The organism is Streptomyces monomycini, assembly GCF_022271435.1.
Classification (GTDB): domain Bacteria; phylum Actinomycetota; class Actinomycetes; order Streptomycetales; family Streptomycetaceae; genus Streptomyces; species Streptomyces monomycini.
Genome location: NZ_JAFIQY010000017.1, coordinates 74,963 through 88,508 on the forward strand (window position 1 = coordinate 74,963; position 13,546 = coordinate 88,508).

Consider the following 13,546-nt stretch of genomic DNA (forward strand, 5'->3'; position numbering starts at 1 on the left):
CGCCCCGCCTCACGAGTCTCACGACACCGAACCGAGCGAGAGTGGCACGGGTGGACGACAAGGACATGGGTTCCGACCTTCAGTCGGTGCTCATCAGCAAGGAAGAGATCGACGCCAAGCTGGCGGAGCTGGCGGCGAAGATCGACGCGGAGTACGCGGGCAAGGACCTGCTCATCGTCGGCGTCCTCAAGGGCGCCGTGATGGTCATGGCGGACCTGGCGCGCGCGCTGTCCACCCCCGTCACGATGGACTGGATGGCCGTGTCGTCGTACGGCGCGGGCACCCAGTCCTCCGGAGTGGTGCGCATCCTCAAGGACCTCGACACCGACATCAAGGGCAAGCACGTCCTGATCGTCGAGGACATCATCGACTCCGGTCTGACGCTGTCCTGGCTGCTGTCGAACCTCGGTTCGCGGGAGCCCGCCACCCTTGAGGTCTGCACGCTGCTGCGCAAGCCGGACGCGGCGAAGGTGGCCATCGACGTGAAGTGGATCGGCTTCGACATCCCCAACGAGTTCGTCGTGGGCTACGGCCTGGACTTCGCGGAGAAGTACCGCAACCTGCCCTTCGTGGGCACCCTCGCGCCGCACGTCTACGGCGGCTGAGCGGCGTGGACCCGTCCGGCCGCCCTCGATGCGGCCGGGGCCCGGGGCCGACCGGTGCCCGGCGGCGGGAACCCCTGAGGGGCCGCCGCCGTTGGAGCAGGGAGAACGGCATCCGAAGCTGCATTGTTAACCGTGGGCGGCGTCACCGGGTGACAATGCTGGGGTACCGTCCGAAGGTCAGTCTTTTTTCGGGCCAGTAATACACCGTACGCACGACCAGCCCTCCACAGGGCTGTTGTGCCTCACTGTGGCAGGAGGGACGGGGCCTAGACGGCTCCGTATGGATGGACGTGAAGCGATACTTCCGTGGGCCGGTCATGTGGATCGTGCTGGCCGTCCTCGCCGTGGTCGTGTTGATGCAGGTCGTCGGCTCGTCCGGCGGCTACAAGACGGTGGACACCGGTCAGGTCGTCAAGGCGATCACTGACAACAAGGTGAAATCCGCCGAGCTGACGACCGGCGACGAGAACAAGATCAAGGTCGAGCTGTCGGGCGACAACAAGGTCGACGGCTCCAACAAGCTCCAGGCGAGCTACATCGGCGACCAGGGCGTCGATCTGGCCAAGACTCTGCAGGCCAGGTACCAGACCGGCGAGATCAAGGACGGTTACACCGTCTCCCCGTCGAAGCAGAACCCGTTCCTCAGCATGCTGGTGACGCTGCTTCCCTTCATCCTCATCCCGGTCGTCTTCCTGTTCCTGCTGAACCAGACGCAGGGCGGCGGCTCCCGGGTGATGAACTTCGGGAAGTCCAAGGCCAAGCTGATCACCAAGGACACGCCGAAGACGACGTTCTCGGACGTCGCCGGGTCGGACGAGGCGGTCGAGGAGCTCCAGGAGATCAAGGAGTTCCTCCAGGAGCCGTCGAAGTTCCAGGCGGTCGGCGCCAAGATCCCCAAGGGCGTGCTGCTGTACGGCCCGCCGGGTACGGGCAAGACGCTGCTCGCGCGCGCCGTCGCCGGCGAGGCGGGCGTCCCGTTCTACTCGATCTCCGGTTCCGACTTCGTCGAGATGTTCGTCGGTGTCGGTGCCTCCCGGGTCCGTGACCTGTTCGAGCAGGCCAAGGCGAACGCCCCGGCGATCGTCTTCGTCGACGAGATCGACGCCGTCGGCCGGCACCGCGGCGCGGGCCTCGGCGGTGGTCACGACGAGCGTGAGCAGACGCTGAACCAGCTCCTGGTCGAGATGGACGGCTTTGACGTCAAGGGCGGCGTCATCCTGATCGCCGCCACGAACCGCCCGGACATCCTGGACCCGGCGCTGCTGCGCCCCGGCCGCTTCGACCGGCAGATCGCCGTCGACCGCCCGGACATGCAGGGCCGCCTGGAGATCCTCAAGGTGCACCAGAAGGGCAAGCCGGTCGCGCCGGACGTCGACCTGTCGGCCGTCGCCAAGCGCACCCCCGGCTTCACCGGTGCCGACCTGTCGAACGTGCTGAACGAGGCCGCCCTGCTGACGGCCCGCAGCGACGCCAAGCTGATCGACAACAAGTTCCTGGACGAGGCGATCGACCGCGTGGTGGCCGGACCGCAGAAGCGGACCCGCATCATGTCCGAGAAGGAGAAGAAGATCACCGCGTACCACGAGGGCGGACACGCCCTGGTCGCGGCGGCTTCCCCGAACTCCGACCCGGTCCACAAGATCACGATCTTGTCCCGTGGCCGGGCCCTGGGCTACACGATGGTCCTGCCGGACGAGGACAAGTACTCGACCACGCGCAACGAGATGCTCGACCAGCTGGCGTACATGCTCGGTGGCCGGGCGGCCGAGGAACTGGTCTTCCACGACCCGACCACGGGCGCCGCGAACGACATCGAGAAGGCGACCGCGACGGCCCGTGCCATGGTCACGCAGTACGGCATGACCGAGCGGCTCGGCGCGATCAAGTTCGGCTCCGACAACTCCGAGCCGTTCCTCGGCCGTGAGATGGGCCACCAGCGCGACTACTCCGAAGAGGTCGCCGCGCTGGTCGACGAAGAGGTCAAGAAGCTCATCGAGACCGCGCACAACGAGGCGTGGGAGATCCTGGTCGAGAACCGCGACGTGCTCGACAACCTGGTTCTGCAGCTCCTGGAGAAGGAGACGCTGAACAAGGAAGAGGTCGCCGAGGTCTTCAAGCACATCGTCAAGCGCCCGGCCCGTCCGGCGTGGACCGGTTCCTCGCGGCGGACGCCCTCGACGCGCCCGCCGGTGCTGTCGCCGAAGGAGCTGGCGCCGGCCAACGGCTCCGCCCCCTCGGCCTCCTCGTCCGCCGTCTCGACGGACAAGGCCGAAGCCCCGGAGGACCAGACCCCCGAGGCCTGACCGCCGGACCGCTCACCGCGGTGGTGAACATGGCGACCGGGTCCGCCCGGAAGCAGACCGGGCCCGTACGGAAGATTCCGTACGGGCCCGGTTTTTCGTCGTCGGACGCCCGTTGTGCCGGGGTGCGGTACGGGGTCCACAGCCGCCCCGGAATGAATGTGGCGCCTCACGGGTTCTAGCCTGGACGTGTGGTACTCCGCGTGTGGAGCGGGCGCAACAGGAACGAGGCACGAGATGACCGATCCGGTGACGCTGGACGGCGACGGCAAGATCGGCGAGTTCGACGAGAAGCGCGCCGAGAACGCCGTACGTGAGCTGCTGATCGCGGTCGGCGAGGACCCGGACCGCGAGGGGCTCCTGGAGACGCCGGCGCGGGTCGCGCGGGCGTACAAGGAGATCCTGGCCGGGCTGCGCCAGGAGCCCGAGGACGTCCTGACGACCACCTTCGACCTCGGCCACGACGAGATGGTGCTGGTCAAGGACATCGAGATCGTCTCGCTGTGCGAACACCACCTGCTGCCCTTCCACGGCGTCGCGCACGTCGGCTACATCCCGGCCGACAGCGGCAAGATCACCGGGCTGTCCAAGCTGGCCCGCCTCGTCGAGGTCTTCGCCCGCCGCCCGCAGGTGCAGGAACGCCTCACCACGCAGATCGCGGACTCCCTGATGCGCATCCTGGAGGCCCGCGGCGCCATCGTGGTGATCGAGGCCGAGCACATGTGCATGTCGGTGCGCGGCATACGCAAGCCGGGCGCCAAGACGACCACCTCGGCCGTACGCGGCCAGCTGCGGGACTCCGCGACCCGCTCCGAGGCGATGAGCCTGATCCTGGCGCGCTGACGCCCGGCGGCGGTCCTGAGCCTTCGTACGGCCACGGGCCCGGAGACCGTACGGGACGGCCGGGTGTCCGTACGGGCGGCCGGGCTGCGTACGGGGCTGAAGCGGTCCCGGAGCGCGAGAACGACGTGGGCGGGGCCCGGTGGACATCCACCGGGCCCCGCCCACGTCGTACGCCGCCCCCTGGGGCGATGCTCCGCTACGCCTTGAGGTGGCCGCCCATCCACTCCAAGGCGGCGGGTATCTCACGGCGCCAGGTGTTGAAGTTGTGGCCGCCGCTGTCGAGGATGATCGACGCGATCTTCCCCGGGGACTTGGTCTGCTGGATGAACTTCAGCGTTTCCTGGTAGTTGTCCTCGCCCTGCCTGCTGGAGGTCACGAGGAGGTTCACCGGCGCCGCGGGCAGGTTCTTCTGCCGCCACAGCAGGTTGTTCTCCCGCTCCAGCTGCTTGTCGCCGCCGAAGAGCGCGCCGGTCGAGGCGTCCAGCGGGGCCTTGTACGCGCCGGAGAGGGCCACGCCGGTCGAGAAGGCCTTCGGGTGGCGCATCGGCATCTTCAGGGCGCAGTAGCCGCCCGTGGAGTCCCCCATGACGCCCCAGTTCTGGGCTGCGGTGCCCACCCGGTAGTGGCTGGCTATGTCGTGCCGCACGTCATGGGTGAAGAAGGTCTCGGTCTGCGGGCCGTCCGGGATGTCCACGCACTCGGTGTCGCGCGGCGGCGCGACGGTCGGGCGCATCATCACCAGTATCGTCGGCTTCATCTTGTTCTTGCGGACCAGGTCGTGCTGGGTCTGCGGGAAGTGCAGCTTCTTGTAGAGGGCTTCCGCGGTGCCCGGGTAGCCGGTCAGCACCACGGAGGCGGGGAAACGCTTCTTCGCGTACGCCGGCTGGAAGTACTGCGGCGGCAGGTAGACGAACGCCGGGCTGTTGATCTTGGATTTCTCGCCCTGCAGCAGAACCTTGTCTATCCGGCCGCCCACGTGCGGCTGGGAACCGCCGGGTACGCCGACGTGCTCACTGCCGAGCATCTTCAGCTTGGTGCCGTTCGGGCCGGTCTCGTGATTCGTCACCACGCCGGGCTCCTGCTCCTGGCCGAACAGGTCCGCCCATGATGCGTAGAAACCGAACGAATTGTTCGCGAAGAGGCCGATCGAGGCGAAGATCGACAGTTGGGTCGCCAGCAGCAGACCGATGCGGCCGAGCACCGTGCGCCAGTTCTGCCGGGACAGGCGCGGCCACAGCCAGATCGTGAGAACAAAGAGTGCTACTGCGAAAAGGACGGCCAAGAGCAGCACTTTTTTGCTGGTGAGACCCATGAGGTGCTTTCTTCCGGGCGGCCGGTCATCCGTGCCGCGGGTGGAACCCCGGGCCCTGAAACGCCGTCATACAGGGCGCAAAAGTCCAGATGCTGCGACTAAGACTCGCACGTTCTCTCGACCGGGGCGACGGGAAAGTAATGTCTGACAAGCTAGATGGCGAAAAGTCCGGGACGGTTGCGTGGCGTCCGCCACGCTGGCTGCGCGGCCCCCGCCCGGAAAAGGTGCCGCCACTGGTGGGGACGGCCGGCGCGGTCGTCGGACTGCTGAATCTGGTCGCCGGGCTCTTTCCCCGCTTCCGGCACAGCAGGCTCCATGCCCTGGCGGAGGTCCTGCCGGGTGCCGTGAGCGCCCTGGCGGCGGCCTCCTCCATCGTCGTCGGCATCCTGCTGCTGATGCTCGCCCACGGGCTCAAACGGCGTAAGCGCCGGGCCTGGGTGGCGGCCGTCTCGCTGCTCCCGGTGGGCATCGCTGCCCAGCTCGTCTACCGTCACTCCATCGTGGGCGCGGCCCTCTCGCTGGCCCTGCTGGCCTTCCTGGTGTGGCACCGGCGCGCCTTCGAGGCGCTGCCGGACCCGCGCAGCCGGGTGAAGGCCCTGCTGAACTTCGTCGCCCTGGGCGGCATCAGCTTCGGCCTCGGCCTGGTGATCGTCAACACCCACCCGCACAAGATCATCGGCGATCCGTCGGTGTGGGAGCGGTTCAAGCACGTCATGTGGGGCCTCTTCGGCTTCGAGGGCCCGGTCCGGTACGTGAACAACGTCGACTACACCGTCGGCTACTCGCTCGGCGCGCTCGGCCTGCTGACCGTCGCCACCACCGTCTACCTGGCCTTCCGCCCCGAGCACCCGGCCGCCCGGCTCACCGCGCAGGACGAGGAGCAGCTGCGCGAGCTGCTCGCCAGGCACGGCGGCCGCGACTCCCTCGGCTACTTCGCGCTCCGCCGCGACAAGGGCGTGGTCTTCTCGCCGACCGGCAAGGCCGCCGTCTGCTACCGGGTGATATCCGGCGTGATGCTGGCCAGCGGCGACCCGATCGGCGACGTGGAGGCCTGGCCGGGCGCCATCGAGCGCTTCATGGAGGAGGCGCGGGCGCACTCCTGGACCCCGGCCGTCACCGGCTGCAGCGAGACCGGCGGCCAGGTCTGGACCCGCGAGACCGGCATGGACGCGCTGGAACTGGGCGACGAGGCGATCGTCGACGTGGCGGACTTCACGCTCACCGGCCGCTCGATGCGCAACGTACGGCAGATGGTCAAGCGCATCGAGCGCAACGGCTACGAGACCCGGGTGCGGCGCGTGCGCGACCTGGAGCCCGAGGAGCTGGCGCGTATCCAGCAGGCCGCCGACGCCTGGCGCGACACCGACACCGAGCGCGGCTTCTCCATGGCGCTGGGCCGTATCGACGCCGAGCGGGACGGTGACGCGGTGATCGCCACCGCGCACCTGGCGCCGGCCGAGGGCGAGCAGCCCGGCCCGTTCGGTGACCTGAAGGCCATGCAGCACTACGTGCCGTGGGGCAAGGACGGCATCTCGCTGGAGCTGATGCGCCGCGACCGCGCCGCCGACCCCGGCATGAACGAGCTGCTGATCGTCGCCTCCCTCCAGGCCGCCCCGGACCTGAGGATCAAGCAGGTGTCGCTGAACTTCGCGGTCTTCCGCTCCTCCCTGGAGCGCGGCGAAAAACTGGGCGCGGGGCCGGTCATCCGGATCTGGCGCGGCATGCTGATCTTCCTGTCGCGCTGGTACCAGATCGAGTCGCTGTACAAGTTCAACGACAAGTTCCGCCCGCGCTGGGAGCCGCGCTTCGTGGTCTTCCGCAACAGCCGGGACATCCCGCGCATCGGCCTGGCCGCTCTTCAGGCCGAGGGCTACCTGGAGCTGGGCCTGCCCCGCGCGCTGCGCCGCAAGAAGGCCCCCGAGCCGCGGCCGTGCGCCCACACCCCGGCGCCGATCGGCGCGGATGCCGTCGAACCGGCGGCGTAGCGACGCTCCGTACCCGGTGCGCCGTCCGCCCCTCCCGGGGGTGGGCGGCGCCGCGTCCCGGCCGCCTAGGGTGGGGTCATGAGTACCTTGCGCGGCCGGGTGGCCGGACTTCCGGACTGGGACCGCTGCGCGGTGATGGGCGTGGTGAACGTGACGCCTGATTCGTTCTCCGACGGCGGGCAGTGGTTCGACACCGAGCTGGCAGTCAAGCACGGCCTGGACCTGGTGGCGCAGGGCGCCGACCTGGTGGACGTGGGCGGTGAGTCGACGCGTCCGGGCGCCGCCCGGGTGGACGAGGCGGAGGAGCTGCGCCGGGTCGTGCCCGTCGTACGGGAGCTGTGCGCCGCCGGGGCCGTGGTGTCCGTGGACACCATGCGCGCCTCGGTGGCCGAGCGGGCGGTGGCGGCGGGCGCGCGGCTGGTCAACGACGTCAGCGCGGGCGCGGCCGACCCGGCGATGGTGCCGGTGGTCGCCGCGGCCGGGGTGCCGTTCGTGGTCATGCACTGGCGCGGCCGGTCCATCGACATGAACAACCGGGCCGTGTACGGGGACGTCGTCACCGAGGTGCTCGGCGAGCTGCGGCAGAGCCTGGACCGGGCGGTCGACGGCGGCATCGACCCCGAGCGCATCGTCGTCGACCCCGGGCTGGGCTTCGCCAAGGAGGCCGGGCACGACCTCGCGCTGATCGCGCAGCTGGCGCGGCTGCGGGAGCTGGGCCGTCCCCTGCTGGTGGCCGCTTCGCGCAAACGTTTCCTGGGCAGGGTGCTGGCAGGGGACGCACAGGCCGCTCCGCCGCCCGCCCGCGAGCGGGACGCGGCGACGGCCGCGGTGTCGGCGATGGTCGCGCGGGAGGGAGCCTGGGCGGTGCGGGTGCACGAGGTGCGCGCGAGCGCGGACGCGGTACGGGTCGCCCGTGCCGTCGAAGGCGCGGCGGGACGGACGGACGGGACGAGTGTGACGGGCGCCGCGGGTGCGGCGGACGCGACGGGAGCGGTGTGACTCCACGTACGGACATCGAGCTGGTCGAGCAGGCGAACACCGACCTGTACGAGGCCATGGAGCGCGGTGACCACGCGGCCATGTCCGAGATGTGGATGGACGGCCAGGTGAGCGTGGTGCACCCGGGCTGGCCGGTGCTGCGCGGGCGCGGCGAGGTGCTGCGTTCGTACGCCCTGATCATGGCGAACACCGAGTACATCCAGTTCTTCCTGACGGATGTGGAGATCGACGTCCTCGGCGACACCGCGCTGGTCACCTGCACCGAGAACATCCTCAGCGGCGGGCCCGCGGAGGAGGACGGCTCGGTCGGGCCGCTGATCGGCCAGCTCGTCGTGGCGACCAATGTCTTCCGGCGTACGGAGGAGGGCTGGCGGGTCTGGTCGCACCACGGCTCGCCCGTCCTGGCGGACCAGGACGATGAAGGGGCCGGGGCAGGGGACGGGGACGGCGAGGCCGGACCCGACGACGGGCCGGGCGCCGGGGGTGTGGGCGGCGGGGTCTGAACGTGAAACTCGCGTGAAGACTTCGCGCGTTTTCATGGGCGCCGGGTGACCGTTCCGTGGCGGTACGGTGACCGTCACCAGGCCGACGGCCTGCGGCGACACCGCCGGTCCCGTCAGCGGGAAACGTCAGCGAGGTCGACTCCGGCGCACCCGTTCGAGCCAAGTGCCGTGCGGGTAGGGGTGGGACCGCGGGCCCACGGGTAGTGGCCGCGCGGACGACCGTCTGTACGCCCCGGCAGCAGCGCCTAGCAGTCGTACGGGGCCTTGTCCATGGCCCCCGTGGGCAAGCACTGTCGGTGCTCGCAGGTAGATTCGATGATGGGGCGGCGTGCCGGACGAGTCTCTGGTCCCCGCCCGCAATTCCGACGATCAGTGGTACCAGAGGTGCCAATGGGACCAGTGGGAGTGTGATTCGCGTGGATCGTGTCGCGCTGCGTGGGCTGAAGGCCCGAGGGCACCACGGGGTCTTCCCCCGGGAACGCGAAGAGGGCCAGACCTTCATCGTGGACCTGGTGCTGGGCCTGGACACCCGCCCGGCGGCGGCGACCGACGACCTCGCGAAGACCGTGCATTACGGCGTCGTGGCGGAGGAGGTCGTGGCCGTCGTCGAGGGCGAGCCCGTCGACCTCATCGAGACGCTCGCGGAGCGCATCGCCGGCCAGTGCCTCAAGCACGAGGGGGTCCAGGAGGTGGAGGTGGTCGTCCACAAGCCGGACGCCCCGATCACCGTCCCCTTCGACGACGTGACCATCACCATCACCCGGAGCCGAGTATGACCAGCAGTGACCCGACCGTGCAGCCGGTGCCCACGTCCGTGGTGGAGCGGGTGGACGCCGCGGACGTGACGCTCTCCAACCCGAAACGCGCCGTGATCTCCCTCGGCAGCAACCTCGGCAACCGCCTGGAGACCATCCAGGGTGCCGTCGACGCGCTGGAGGACACCCCCGGTGTCCGCGTCAAGGCCGTCTCGCCGGTGTACGAGACCGAGCCGTGGGGTGTCGACCCCGGCTCGCAGCCGTCGTACTTCAACGCGGTGGTGCTCATCAAGACGACGCTGCCGCCCGCCTCCCTGCTGGAGCGCGGCCAGGCGATCGAGGAGGCCTTCGAGCGCGTCCGTGACGAGCGCTGGGGGCCGCGTACGATCGACGTCGACATCCTGGCGTACCAGGACGTCCTCTCCGAGGACCCGCTGCTGACCCTGCCCCACCCGCGCGCCCACGAGCGCGCGTTCGTCCTGGTGCCGTGGCACGACGTCGACCCGGAGGCGGAGGTCCCGGGCCGCGGCGCGGTTGCGGAGCTGCTCTCGGCGGTCGGCCGCGAGGGAGTCGTCCCGCGGGCGGACCTGGAACTGCGGCTGCCCGAGTAGACGTTGGGACGGTGGGTGCGCCGCCGGCGCCGCACGCCGGACCAAACCTGCCGTGACGCACGCACTCCGCACGACCGCGCGGACACCCGCACGGCGCACCACACGTACGAGGACGAGGGCACAAGGGGCGAACGCTCGGTGAAGCAGCTACACATCAAGGTGCTGGGCGGGCTGTTCCTGGCAGCCGGAGTGCTGGCCTGGGCCGGTGCCCGGCTCTGGGACTCCTTCGGCACGCTTCCCGGCGTGCCGCTGGCCGCCCCCGTCGTCCTGGCCCTGATCGCCGCCGTCCTGGCCGCCACCGCCGTGTCCCTGCGCTCCCGGCTGAAGGCCCAGCGCGAGCGCCGCCCCGACGCCAGGGGCGTCGACCCGCTGGTGGCCGCCCGCGCCGTCGTCTTCGGCCAGGCGAGCGCCCTGGTGGCCTCCGTGGTGGCCGGTGTGTACGGCGGTGTCGGCGTCTTCCTGCTCACCACGGACCTCGCGGTCGAGCCCCGCCGTGACCAGGCCATCCACGCGGGCTTCTCGGTCCTGGCCGGTGCGGCGGTGGTGGTGGCCGCGCTCTTCCTGGAGCGCGTGTGCAAGCTTCCGGAGGACGATGACGAGGCGGGGGCCAGCGCGGCGTAGGGCCGAAAACGGCACCCGCCGCCCCCGGAGCTACGCGCTGGGAACGCTCTCCACCACGACCTCGTCGCGTGCCAGGCGACCCGCGTCGGCCGCCGTGGACCGCCGCAGCGCCGCGTGCAGCGCCGCAGGCGTCAGCACACCGAGGAATCGTTCTTCCTCCAGTACAGCGATCCACCCGGCGTCGTGCTGGAGCATGGTGCTGAACGCCTGCTTCAGCGGCGCCCCGAGCGGCAGCCACGCCTCCATGCGCCGTGCGTGGTCGCGCACCTCTCGCCCGGTCGCCGCCGTCGCCGTCCCGGAGCCCGCGGCCTTCAGGTCCGTGGCCTTCAGGCCCGCCGCCGAGACCCAGCCGTGCAGGGCGCCGTCTGCGTCCAGGACCACGGCCCACGCCGCGCCCTCCTCGTCGAGCCGGGCGGCCGCCCGCGCCGCGTCGTCGTCGAGCCGGACCACCGGCGGCTGCTCCAGGTCACCGGTCTCGATCGGGGTCACCGAGAGCCGCTTGAGCCCGCGGTCGGCGCCGACGAACTCCGCGACGTACGGGGTGGCCGGTGCCCCCAGCACCGTGGCCGGGGTGTCGAACTGCTCGACGCGGCCCGCCCCGTAGACGGCGATGCGGTCCCCGAGCCGTACCGCTTCCTCGATGTCGTGGGTGACGAAGAGCACCGTCTTGTGGAGCGTGGACTGGAGCCGCAGGAACTCCGTCTGGAGGTGTTCGCGGACGACCGGGTCGACCGCGCCGAACGGCTCGTCCATGAGCAGGACGGGCGGGTCGGCAGCCAGCGCGCGGGCGACGCCGACGCGCTGGCGCTGTCCGCCGGAGAGCTGTTCGGGGTAGCGGTCCCCGTACTGCGAGGGATCCAGGCCGACCAGGTCGAGGAGTTCGGCGGCGCGGTCCCTGGCCTTCTTGCGCGGCCAGCCGAGCAGGTGCGGGACGGTCGCGGTGTTCTCCAGCACGGTCTTGTGCGGGAAGAGGCCGACCTGCTGGATGACGTAGCCGATACGGCGGCGCAGTTCCACGGGGTCGATGGTCGATATGTCCGCGCCGTCCAGGTAGATGCGGCCGGCGGTCGGTTCGATGAGCCGGTTGACCATCTTCATCGTCGTGGTCTTGCCGCAGCCCGACGGTCCGACGAGCGTGACCAGCTCGCCCTCCGCGACCTCGAACGAGAGGTCGTCGACGGCGGTGGTGCCGTCGGCGTAGCTCTTGGTGACGTGCTCGAAACGGATCATGGTGGTTTCCCCAGTGTGGCCAGTGTGGACGGTCGCCGGCCGGGTAGGCGCGCTGTGCTCCTCCGGCTCCTGCCCGCGGAATCCGTCCCGTCACGTGCGTCTGGTGACGACTGGATGGCGGGCCGGTCGGATTGTCAGTGGTGGGGGATAGGGTCGCAGACAGTCACCGAAAATGTGAGCGACAGGGCGGGGGAGGTGACCGCGGATGGGTGCGCAGGGCTGCCTGGAGGCGAACGACTGGATCTGCGGTGAGTATGTCCGGACGCGCAGTCAGGAGTTGCTGGACGCCACCGTCCAGCATGTGGGCATCACGCTGGTGTCCGTCGTCATCGGCCTGCTGATCGCCTTTCCGCTGGCGCTCATAGCCCGCCGCTGGCGTGCGGCCGCGGGCCCGGTCCTCGGGTTGACGACGATTTTGTACACGGTCCCTTCGCTGGCGATGTTCGCGCTGCTGACACCGGTCTTCGGCGTCTCGGCCGCCGTGGTCGTCACGGGCCTGGTGCTCTACTCCCTGACGATCCTGGTCCGGAACATCCTCGCCGGGCTGGAGTCGGTGCCGCAGGAGGTCCGGGAGGCGGCGCGCGGGATGGGGTACGGCCCCGTGAAACTGCTGTTCGGTGTCGAACTCCCGCTGGCACTGCCCGCGTTGACGGCCGGTCTGCGCATCGCGACGGTCTCGACGGTGGCGATGACGACGATCGGCGCCGTGGTCGGCTACGGCGGCCTCGGCAATCTCATATCCAGCGGCATGGAGGGCTTCTTCAAGGCGGAGGTGCTGACGGCCTCGGTGCTCTGCGTGCTGCTGGCGGTGGTCGCCGACGTGCTGCTGATCGGCCTGCAGAGGCTGCTGACGCCGTGGACCCGGGCGCAGGCGCGGGCCCGCTCCCGCGCGCGGCGGGAGCGGCGGGCGGCGGACCGGACGGCGAAGAAGGCGGTGGCCTGAGGCGATGGACGCGATAACGGGCGCTTGGGACTGGCTGGCGGCCTCGGCCAACTGGGCCGGGGAGAAAGGGGTGTGGCACCGGCTCGGCGAGCATGTCTACCTCAGCGCGATGTGCCTGGCGATCTCCTGCCTGATCGCCCTGCCGGTCGCCCTGTACCTGGGCCACATCGGCAAGGGCGGGGCGCTGGCGGTCAACATCTCCAACGTGGGCCGCGCGGTGCCGACGTTCGCGGTACTGGTCCTGCTGACGCTCAGTCCGCTGGGTACGGCGGGGGACTGGCCGACGATCATCGCGCTGGTGCTGTTCGCGGTGCCGCCGCTGCTCACCAACGCGTACGTGGGGATGCGGGAGGCCGACCGGGACGTGGTCGAGGCGGCGCGCGGGATGGGCATGTCCGGGCCGCAGCTGCTGCTCCGGGTCGAGCTGCCGCTCGCCTATCCGTTGATCATGACGGGCCTGCGGTCGGCCGGCGTCCAGGTCGTGGCCACGGCGACGCTGGCCGCGCTCGCGGGCGGCGGCGGCCTCGGCCGCATCATCACCGCCGGCTTCGGCAACTACAACACGCCGCAGGTGGTCGCGGGCGCGGTGCTGGTCGCCGTACTGGCGCTGCTGGTCGAAGGGCTGCTGGTGCTGACGGACCGGGCCTTCGACCCGATGCGCCGGGGCCGGAGCCGCTCGCGGAAGTCCCGTACGACGGCCGACGACGCGACACCGGCCGGGAGCCCCGCGTGAGCCGGACGGCTCGCGCGGGGACGGCCCGGCCCGGCGGTGACGCGTCCCGGCCGGGGCCCCGGGGCCGCATCAGAACTTCTTCTCTCCTCCTTGGACGGTGAACCGG

General features: G+C 70.4%; 13 protein-coding genes. 11 read left to right on the forward strand and 2 right to left on the reverse strand.

All coding sequences use genetic code 11. The features are described 5' to 3' along the window. Window positions 1–65 precede the first annotated feature (65 nt). The 3 genes from hpt (at window position 66) to folE (ending at window position 3,748) form a co-directional block, all read left to right on the forward strand. Complete coding sequence (gene hpt / locus JXZ78_RS20440; RefSeq protein ID WP_030019223.1) at window positions 66–605, forward strand: hypoxanthine phosphoribosyltransferase; 540 nt, start codon at window positions 66–68, stop codon at window positions 603–605. Window positions 606–889: 284 nt separating this feature from the next. Continuing rightward, on the forward strand, window positions 890–2,908 hold the full coding sequence (gene ftsH, locus JXZ78_RS20445) for an ATP-dependent zinc metalloprotease FtsH (RefSeq protein ID WP_030019222.1): 2,019 nt from the start codon (window positions 890–892) through the stop codon (window positions 2,906–2,908). Between the two features lie 234 nt (window positions 2,909–3,142). Further along, a complete protein-coding gene (gene folE, locus JXZ78_RS20450; protein WP_030019221.1) occupies window positions 3,143–3,748 on the forward strand; it encodes a GTP cyclohydrolase I FolE in 606 nt (201 codons plus the stop codon). A gap of 196 nt (window positions 3,749–3,944) precedes the next feature. Here the strand turns inward: folE and JXZ78_RS20455 are convergent, their stop codons facing one another. Next, complete coding sequence (locus JXZ78_RS20455) at window positions 3,945–5,060, reverse strand: alpha/beta hydrolase (RefSeq protein ID WP_030019220.1); 1,116 nt, start codon at window positions 5,058–5,060, stop codon at window positions 3,945–3,947. A gap of 140 nt (window positions 5,061–5,200) precedes the next feature. On the opposite strand from JXZ78_RS20455, the gene JXZ78_RS20460 reads away from it, so the two are divergent. The 6 genes from JXZ78_RS20460 to JXZ78_RS20485 all read left to right on the forward strand — a co-directional run bounded on the left by JXZ78_RS20460 (window position 5,201) and on the right by JXZ78_RS20485 (window position 10,534). Next, the gene (locus JXZ78_RS20460; protein ID WP_050502298.1) at window positions 5,201–7,045 is read left to right on the forward strand and encodes a phosphatidylglycerol lysyltransferase domain-containing protein; all 1,845 of its coding nucleotides are present in this window, start codon (window positions 5,201–5,203) and stop codon (window positions 7,043–7,045) included. Window positions 7,046–7,123: 78 nt separating this feature from the next. Then, window positions 7,124–8,044 (forward strand): dihydropteroate synthase, encoded by a 921-nt coding sequence (folP, locus tag JXZ78_RS20465; protein WP_030019218.1) that lies wholly within the window; start codon window positions 7,124–7,126, stop codon window positions 8,042–8,044. Further along, window positions 8,041–8,547: a nuclear transport factor 2 family protein gene (locus JXZ78_RS20470; protein ID WP_030019217.1), complete on the forward strand. Its 507-nt coding sequence runs from the start codon at window positions 8,041–8,043 to the stop codon at window positions 8,545–8,547. Before folP ends, JXZ78_RS20470 begins: the two co-directional genes overlap by 4 nt. Window positions 8,548–8,963: 416 nt before the next feature. Further along, the gene (gene folB / locus JXZ78_RS20475; RefSeq protein WP_030019216.1) at window positions 8,964–9,323 is read left to right on the forward strand and encodes a dihydroneopterin aldolase; all 360 of its coding nucleotides are present in this window, start codon (window positions 8,964–8,966) and stop codon (window positions 9,321–9,323) included. Beyond that, entirely contained in the window at window positions 9,320–9,913 is a 594-nt protein-coding gene (folK, locus tag JXZ78_RS20480; RefSeq protein ID WP_030019215.1) for a 2-amino-4-hydroxy-6-hydroxymethyldihydropteridine diphosphokinase, read from the forward strand. Before folB ends, folK begins: the two co-directional genes overlap by 4 nt. 138 nt (window positions 9,914–10,051) lie before the next feature. Further along, window positions 10,052–10,534, forward strand: a complete 483-nt coding sequence (locus JXZ78_RS20485; RefSeq protein WP_030019214.1) for a DUF3180 domain-containing protein — start codon at window positions 10,052–10,054, stop codon at window positions 10,532–10,534. A gap of 30 nt (window positions 10,535–10,564) precedes the next feature. Here JXZ78_RS20485 and JXZ78_RS20490 read toward each other — a convergent pair whose 3' ends face one another. Continuing rightward, the gene (locus JXZ78_RS20490; RefSeq protein WP_238783252.1) at window positions 10,565–11,764 is read right to left on the reverse strand and encodes an ABC transporter ATP-binding protein; all 1,200 of its coding nucleotides are present in this window, start codon (window positions 11,762–11,764) and stop codon (window positions 10,565–10,567) included. Window positions 11,765–11,969: 205 nt separating this feature from the next. On the opposite strand from JXZ78_RS20490, the gene JXZ78_RS20495 reads away from it, so the two are divergent. Then, window positions 11,970–12,707, forward strand: coding sequence for an ABC transporter permease (locus tag JXZ78_RS20495; protein WP_030019211.1), 738 nt, complete (start codon window positions 11,970–11,972; stop codon window positions 12,705–12,707). 4 nt (window positions 12,708–12,711) lie between these two features. Then, window positions 12,712–13,440, forward strand: coding sequence for an ABC transporter permease (locus JXZ78_RS20500; protein WP_030019210.1), 729 nt, complete (start codon window positions 12,712–12,714; stop codon window positions 13,438–13,440). The last annotated feature ends 106 nt before the right edge of the window (window positions 13,441–13,546 follow it).

What these genes read in the sequence shown, in the direction of transcription:
- hpt (WP_030019223.1), top strand. Translation starts at nt 66, where the DNA reads ATGGGTTCCGACCTTCAGTCGGTGCTCATCAGCAAGGAAGAGATCGAC.
- ftsH (WP_030019222.1), top strand. Translation starts at nt 890, where the DNA reads ATGGACGTGAAGCGATACTTCCGTGGGCCGGTCATGTGGATCGTGCTG.
- folE (WP_030019221.1), top strand. Translation starts at nt 3,143, where the DNA reads ATGACCGATCCGGTGACGCTGGACGGCGACGGCAAGATCGGCGAGTTC.
- JXZ78_RS20455 (WP_030019220.1), bottom strand. Translation starts at nt 5,060, where the DNA reads ATGGGTCTCACCAGCAAAAAAGTGCTGCTCTTGGCCGTCCTTTTCGCA.
- JXZ78_RS20460 (WP_050502298.1), top strand. Translation starts at nt 5,201, where the DNA reads ATGTCTGACAAGCTAGATGGCGAAAAGTCCGGGACGGTTGCGTGGCGT.
- folP (WP_030019218.1), top strand. Translation starts at nt 7,124, where the DNA reads ATGAGTACCTTGCGCGGCCGGGTGGCCGGACTTCCGGACTGGGACCGC.
- folK (WP_030019215.1), top strand. Translation starts at nt 9,320, where the DNA reads ATGACCAGCAGTGACCCGACCGTGCAGCCGGTGCCCACGTCCGTGGTG.
- JXZ78_RS20490 (WP_238783252.1), bottom strand. Translation starts at nt 11,764, where the DNA reads ATGATCCGTTTCGAGCACGTCACCAAGAGCTACGCCGACGGCACCACC.
- JXZ78_RS20495 (WP_030019211.1), top strand. Translation starts at nt 11,970, where the DNA reads ATGGGTGCGCAGGGCTGCCTGGAGGCGAACGACTGGATCTGCGGTGAG.
- JXZ78_RS20500 (WP_030019210.1), top strand. Translation starts at nt 12,712, where the DNA reads ATGGACGCGATAACGGGCGCTTGGGACTGGCTGGCGGCCTCGGCCAAC.